This window comes from uncultured Campylobacter sp. (assembly GCF_938031315.1).
Taxonomy (GTDB): domain Bacteria; phylum Campylobacterota; class Campylobacteria; order Campylobacterales; family Campylobacteraceae; genus Campylobacter_B.
In genome coordinates this window covers 1-6,398 of the sequence record NZ_CALHHT010000456.1, presented here as the reverse complement: position 1 = coordinate 6,398, position 6,398 = coordinate 1, and the positions used below count along the sequence as shown (strand labels likewise).

The following is a 6,398-nucleotide window of genomic DNA, read 5'->3' as shown; positions in this document are numbered from 1 at the left end:
TCTTACGGCAATAACTACAGATCCGCTCTAAATGCTAAACGGATGAAATTCTATTTTTTTAACGACGAAAGGGCTATGGTATTTAGCATTTGGCACAAAGATGGGATTTGCAGCGTCTATAATGCAGACAGATACGTAAATTTCGACTATACTTCAAATATGTTCAAAGACGGCGATTGGCTTTATGCGGACGGCAAAATTTCAAAAAGCGAGAGCTCGGTGCAAAATATGAGTTCAAAAACGTTGAGCGCATATAAAAATATGAATTTTGAAAAAGCGGTCGATCGCAAAGATACGAAATATATCGCGGAGGAGTTGGCTGTGGCTGGATTTTTCAAAAAGACGATCGATGGTCTTAAAACCATGATCTTAGACGATTTTTGCAGATAAACTTCGGGGGAGTTATGGATAAAATTAAAATTTTAACGCTGTTTGCGGCGGTCGCGCTGCTTGCGGGTTGTATGAAGGTAAAGTATTCGCAAGCCGAGCTGCATCCGGAAAATTCCGTGATGATGAGCTATGACGGGCAGACCGTCACCGAGTATAAAATTTCAGGCGGCGTGCTTTTAAAAGATGACGCAATCTTAGGAAGATATGAAGAGGAGGGCTCCAATCTCTATCTATTTACAGACGAAAGAGGAGTCGGCATGGCTAAGGATCAAATTTCGCAAATAGCTCTAAATAAATTTACGATCTACGTTTTTACGCCCAATAAAGAGCTACGAATCGCCGAGTATTCCGCGAGCGGCGGCGTTTGCAAGGCCTTTGCGGAGGGCAAATTCGTAAGCCTAAAAGAGCACTTTAGCGGCTACGCTTCCTCCGCGCCGCTTTATTCATACTCGTTTTCGGCTTCGGTGTCGCAAAGCGCTAGCGCAAACGTGATCTCACGCTACGAATACGTGAGCTCAAGCCTAAAAAATAGTAGGACGTTTTTGCAAAGCCCGCATGCGGCTCTAGGCAATACGGTCAAGCAGAGCATCGAGTGGCATCGGGACAGATTACGCGATATTTGTAAGTTAAAATTTTAAAACCAAACCAACACGAAAGGAAAAACATGGGATTTTTATCCAAAGACGAAGAGCCGCAGAAGCAGGGCGCCAAAAAGGCGGCGAAGCAACCGCCGATCTTGATGAAGCAAACGCAAGAGGTGATCACCAATATCGAGAAATATCTGGGCGCGCCGCTGCTTACTTACTTCAATTCGGGCGCAGGTAGCGTCTGCGGTAACGACGCGATCAGTATCAACGACCATCTCAAGGGCAAGCATTTTGAAAAGCTCTACCTTTACATCAAATCTGACGGCGGCAGCGGTATCGCATCGCTTAAGATCGTCTCGATCCTGCGCAACCACTGCGACGAGCTGATCGCGCTGGTGCCGGCAAACTGCGCTTCGGCGGCTACGATGATGGCGCTTGGGGCGAATAAAATTTTAATGGGGCCGCTAGGTTATCTCACGTCGGTCGATACTTCGCTGCGACACGAGCTTTCGCCGGTTACGAACACCAACGACCAGGCCAACGTCTCGATGGACGAGCTAAGCCGCGTGGTGAAGCTTTGGAAAAATAACGAACGCCCGAACGACGAGAACCCGTACAAGGAGCTTTATAAATATATCCATCCGCTCGTTTTCGGCGCCGTCGATCGCGCAAGCAGCCTGTCGCTTAAAATTTGCCGCGAAATTCTGCGCTACCACTTCGAAGATGAGCAAAAGATCGCCTTTATCAGCGACAAGCTAAACAGCGGCTATCCGTCGCACGACTATCCGATCTTATTCAGAGAGGCTAACGAGCTTGGGCTTCAGGTCGAGAAGATGGATACGCGCCTAAGCGAGATGCTTCAAATTTTAAACGAGCTCTACGCCGAGATGGGGCAGCGCACCTTTACCGATTTCGACGAGAACAACTACCACGACAACAACATCGCCAATATCATCGAAATTTTGGGATGCCAGATCTACTATCAGATCGACAAGGATTGGTTTTACCGCGAGGAGGAGAAGCGCTGGATCGTACTAAACGACGAGAGCTCGTGGCGCAAAAACGAACTCGACGGCAAAAATATCAAAAACAGCATCTATTATATTTAGTGCGGTTTTCGATCTCGTGCCGTTTTAAATTTGCGGCTTGTAAAATTTAAATCGGCGCATAAAATTTAAACGAGAAGCAGCGACAAACGGCGCTAATGGAGCTCGTGGGCGATGACGTAGCCGCGCTTATGGATGAGCTGGAAAATAGGATGTGCAAGTAAATTTAAAATTTTAAAAGTGGCAAAAGCAAGCGCCAATCTAGCTTGGCGATAAAAGCTGCGCCGCGAAATTTTAAATTTAGCCGGTTCACGCCGATTTTTTCGGCTAAATTTGCGCTGCGGTTTAAATTTACGTTTTGCGTCGCGGCTTTTAATTTAGCCTTTGCAAGCGGCGCAGAATTTTAAAATTTACGTCCGCGCGAGCAAAGCGGCGGCATTTGAGAAGCAAATTTAAAATTTGCGCGCGGTAAATGCGGTAAATTTAGTAAATTTCGCTTTGCCGATTCCGCGTCATAAATTAGGCAAAATTTTAAAATTTAAAGGATTTTTGCGATGAAATTTTTTATCTCGTCTCTGTTTTTGGCTCTGTCGCTGCTTGGCTGCGCGGGCAAAAACTCGCCCGAAACCGATAAAACCTACGTTCTTTCAAGCGAGCTTGGGGATACGAAATACGCTTTTTACGGCGGCAATCTCTACGAAAACGGCGCGATTTTAGGCCCTTACGAAACGCGAGGCGATGCGAAGCTTGCGATTTTAGGCGGCGGCGCAAATTTAGATAAAAACGCAAAGCTCATAAAACTATATTTTTTCGAGCGTAGATACGGCGCGATCTACGCCGTAAGCCACAAAAACGGGGTCTGCGCCGAGTACAATAGGGGAAATTTCGTAGATTTTCAAATTTTATTTAATATTTTTCAAAGCAAAGAGTGGTTTAATTATAGCGGCGGCATCTCTCGCGATAATGAGAAGCTAAAAGAGCTGGCTTCGGCGCGCATGGCGAAATTTAACGGCGCAAAGCTCGGCGCGGCAGATGAAAAGACGAGGCGCGAGTATCAAGAGGCTCGCCGCGAGGCGATTTTGTATTTTCAGCTTAACGCAAACGACATGCGCGAGCTGATTTTTAAAAAACTATGCGAATAAATCAAAAGGAGAAAAGATGAGAGCGTTAATCAGCGTCAGCGATAAAGAGGGCGTCGTAGAGTTTGCCAAAGGGCTTGAGCAGCTAGGATTTGAAATTTTAAGCACGGGCGGCACGCATAAACTGCTTTTGCAAAATGGCGTGAAAGCAGCGGAAGTGAGCGAATACTCGGGCTCGCCCGAGATGTTTGAGGGGCGGGTTAAAACCCTGCATCCCAAAATCCACGGCGGAATTTTGTATAAGAGAAACGACGCAAATCACGCAAGCCAAGCCGCGCAGCACGGCATCGGCGGCATCGATCTCGTGTGCGTAAATTTATATCCTTTTAAAGCGACCGTAGCCCGCACCGACGATTTTTCAGAGATCATCGAAAATATCGACATCGGCGGCCCCGCGATGGTGCGAAGCGCGGCTAAAAATTTTGCTAGCGTCTATGTCGTCACCAGCCCGCTTGATTACGACGCGGTTTTGCAAAATTTAAGCGGCGCGGACGAGAGCGAGAAACTGAAATTTAGGCAAAACTTGATGATTAAAGCTTATGAGCACACCGCAGCCTACGACGCGATGATCGCAAACTATATGAACGAGCGCTTTAACGGCGGCTTCGGCGCTAAAAAATTTATCACGGGCAGTAAGGTATTCGATACTCGCTACGGCGAAAATCCGCACCAAAAGGGCGCACTTTACGAGTTCGAGGACTTTTTTAGCAACCATTTTAAGAGCCTAAAGGGCGAGGCGAGCTTTAACAATATGACCGATATGCACGGCGCGCTGATGCTCGCTAGCAGCTTCGGGGAGGCGCCTGCGGTAGCGATCTGCAAGCACGCCAATCCATGCGGTTTTGCCGTGAAGGGAAGCCTGCTTGAAAGCTACACCGAGGCGCTAAAATGCGATCCCGTTTCGGCATACGGCGGCGTCGTGGCGATAAACGGCGTTTTGGACGAGGAGCTAGCGCATAAGATCAATGAAATTTTTGTCGAAGTTATCCTTGCCGCTCGCGTCACGCCCGCGGCGCTTGCGGTATTTGAAAAGAAAAAGCGTATTAAAATTTTCGAGCAGGGCGGGGAGTTTTTAATTCGCGAAAACGACAAGTATGATTTTAAATTCATTGACGGCGGCTTTGTGTATCAGCAGCGCGACTACGTGGGCGCGGGCGAGGTCGCAAATGCCCGCTGCGTCACCAAGCGCGCGGCGAGCGAGAGTGAACTGGATGATCTAAAAATTGCGTGGCAGATCGCCGCACTTACGAAGAGCAACTGCGTGGTTTACGTCAAAAATCGCGCGATGGTCGCGATCGGCATGGGTATGACGAGCCGCGTGGACGCCGCGCGTGCGGCAGTGGCAAAGGCTCGCGACGTGGGCGTCGATCTGCGCGGCTGCGCGCTTGCCAGCGAGGCGTTTTTCCCGTTTAAAGACAGCATCGAGATCGCCCATGCTGCGGGCGTCGCGACGGTCGTGCAGCCAGGCGGCAGCATCCGCGACGATGAGGTGATCGCAAGCGCCGACGAGTTTGGCATGGCGATGTATTTTACGGGAGTGCGCCACTTTTTGCACTAAATTTTGCTCGCCCGCGGTGAGGCGGATTTATTGTGATAGCTTTGTAACTTTTTATGCCGTTGCAAATCTTGAAAACCGCGCCGGAGCAGATCTCGTAACGCTAGCTTCATTGCGCGCGGTGTGGGTCTAATGCACGGTGCTTTGTTGCGCGCCAACGCGGTGCAGACCCGGCTGCCTCCACTACGCAGCCGTGCGCGATGTAAATTTGACTGCGCTCCGATACGCGGCGAGCGTGATGCTTCGGACTTACTTGCGCTTTACCATGACTGTGCGACGACGATTTAGCTGTGCGGTATATCGTTTTGTAACGGGCGCGGCGCGGATCCAATGCATGGTGCTTTGTTACGCGCCAACGCGGTGCGGACCTGGCTGCCTCTATTACAAGGCGCGCGATATAAATGGCTATACTCCGCTACGTGGCAGAGGCAGTGCGAATCCGACTGTTCGCGCTTCGTTATACTACTGCGCGGCGCGGGTTTAGCTGCGCGACATACCGCTTCGTAGCGGTGCGGCACAATCTAAATTAAATCATTCGCCGCCCCTGAATGGTCGCGAAATTTTATCTAGCGGCCACAGCGCGAAATTTAAAATTTAATCGTGCACGCAGCGTATGGGTTCGCGTCTCGTCGTCGTACAACGACACACAAATTTTATCTCGCAGCGCGAAAATTTCATGGCGCCCATTTTGCGTTGAAATTTCGGCGCCGTTTCGCAGTAGATACGGAGCGGAGTATAAATTTTTAAAGCGGTGCCTCGTCGCGATCGGTGTGCGCTCATAGATAAATTTTAATCGTGCGGCAAGCGGATGGACGCCGTGCCGCAACCGAGGCTGCGCGTAAAAATTTTAGCCGCGCGGTGGATAAGTGCCGTGCCGCGTTTGAAGCGGCGCGTGATAAAATTTTATATACGGCAAAGCAGCGGGCGCAGCGCAAAGCTTCCGTCTCGCGAGCAGTCCGTGCCCTCGCAAAACGGTGCCTGCGGTAGAATTCGGCCGCGTCGTAAAACTCGCAAAGGCGCTAAATCAGGCTCAAACCACGGTTGCGCGGCGGTAAAATTTTGATCCCCATGACGGTAGCAAAATCTAGCCGCGAGGCGCGACAATAAAATTTCGCGCCGCAATAGGGCGTATCAAAATCTCTAAAATCTCCACGTAAGCCGCGACGAATGGATAAATTTCACGCGAGCCGTAGCGCAGGCGAATGGACGGCGCAAGGATCTCGCTCGTAAAAGGGACAAATTTCATCGTAGCGCAAGGGCGATGAAATTCCAACCCTACAGCGGCAGCAAAATTTTAATTCCTGCCGCGACGATCAAATCCAACCGCTTGCCGCGTTAGCAAAATCGGCCCCCGCTGAAGCGGTAAAATTTTAATCTTGGCGGCGGCGGCGGTAAAATTTCAGCCCTCGTTATAGCATAGAATTTGAACCGCTTGCGAAGAGGTAAAATTCCGATGTTGCAGCGTGCTGCGAGGATAAGATAAAATTTTGATCTTGCGCCGCGGCGATAAAATTCTAATTCTGCGGCGACGGCGAGCCGAAAGCTCCGATCCCGCGGCGATAAAATTTGGGTAGCGATCCGCCGTAAGCGATAAAATTTCTCTCTTTCACTCTCGCTTCATTTAGAGATTGTAAAATTGCGCAAAATTTAAAACGAAAGGATCAAAATGAAAATTTTCAAA

6 protein-coding genes are annotated in these 6,398 nt (G+C 49.6%); 5 read left to right on the top strand and 1 reads right to left on the bottom strand.

Annotated elements, in window-relative coordinates:
- The 5 genes from Q0236_RS11405 to purH all read left to right on the top strand — a co-directional run.
- The coding region (locus Q0236_RS11405; RefSeq protein ID WP_297918082.1) for a hypothetical protein at positions 1 to 390 on the top strand (390 nt) is incomplete at its 5' end.
- Positions 391 to 404: 14 nt separating this feature from the next.
- A complete protein-coding gene (locus tag Q0236_RS11400; RefSeq protein ID WP_297918079.1) occupies positions 405 to 1,028 on the top strand; it encodes a hypothetical protein in 624 nt (207 codons plus the stop codon).
- 26 nt (positions 1,029 to 1,054) lie between these two features.
- On the top strand, positions 1,055 to 2,086 hold the full coding sequence (locus Q0236_RS11395; RefSeq protein ID WP_297894394.1) for a hypothetical protein: 1,032 nt from the start codon (positions 1,055 to 1,057) through the stop codon (positions 2,084 to 2,086).
- 491 nt (positions 2,087 to 2,577) lie between these two features.
- Positions 2,578 to 3,165 carry a hypothetical protein gene (locus Q0236_RS11390; protein WP_297918076.1) on the top strand — a complete coding sequence of 196 codons (588 nt, stop codon included), beginning with the start codon at positions 2,578 to 2,580 and terminating at the stop codon, positions 3,163 to 3,165.
- 16 nt (positions 3,166 to 3,181) lie between these two features.
- Positions 3,182 to 4,720 (top strand): bifunctional phosphoribosylaminoimidazolecarboxamide formyltransferase/IMP cyclohydrolase, encoded by a 1,539-nt coding sequence (purH, locus tag Q0236_RS11385; RefSeq protein ID WP_297918073.1) that lies wholly within the window; start codon positions 3,182 to 3,184, stop codon positions 4,718 to 4,720.
- 559 nt (positions 4,721 to 5,279) lie between these two features.
- On the opposite strand, the gene Q0236_RS11380 is transcribed toward purH, so the two are convergent.
- Complete coding sequence (locus Q0236_RS11380) at positions 5,280 to 5,543, bottom strand: hypothetical protein (protein ID WP_297918070.1); 264 nt, start codon at positions 5,541 to 5,543, stop codon at positions 5,280 to 5,282.
- Positions 5,544 to 6,398 lie beyond the last annotated feature (855 nt).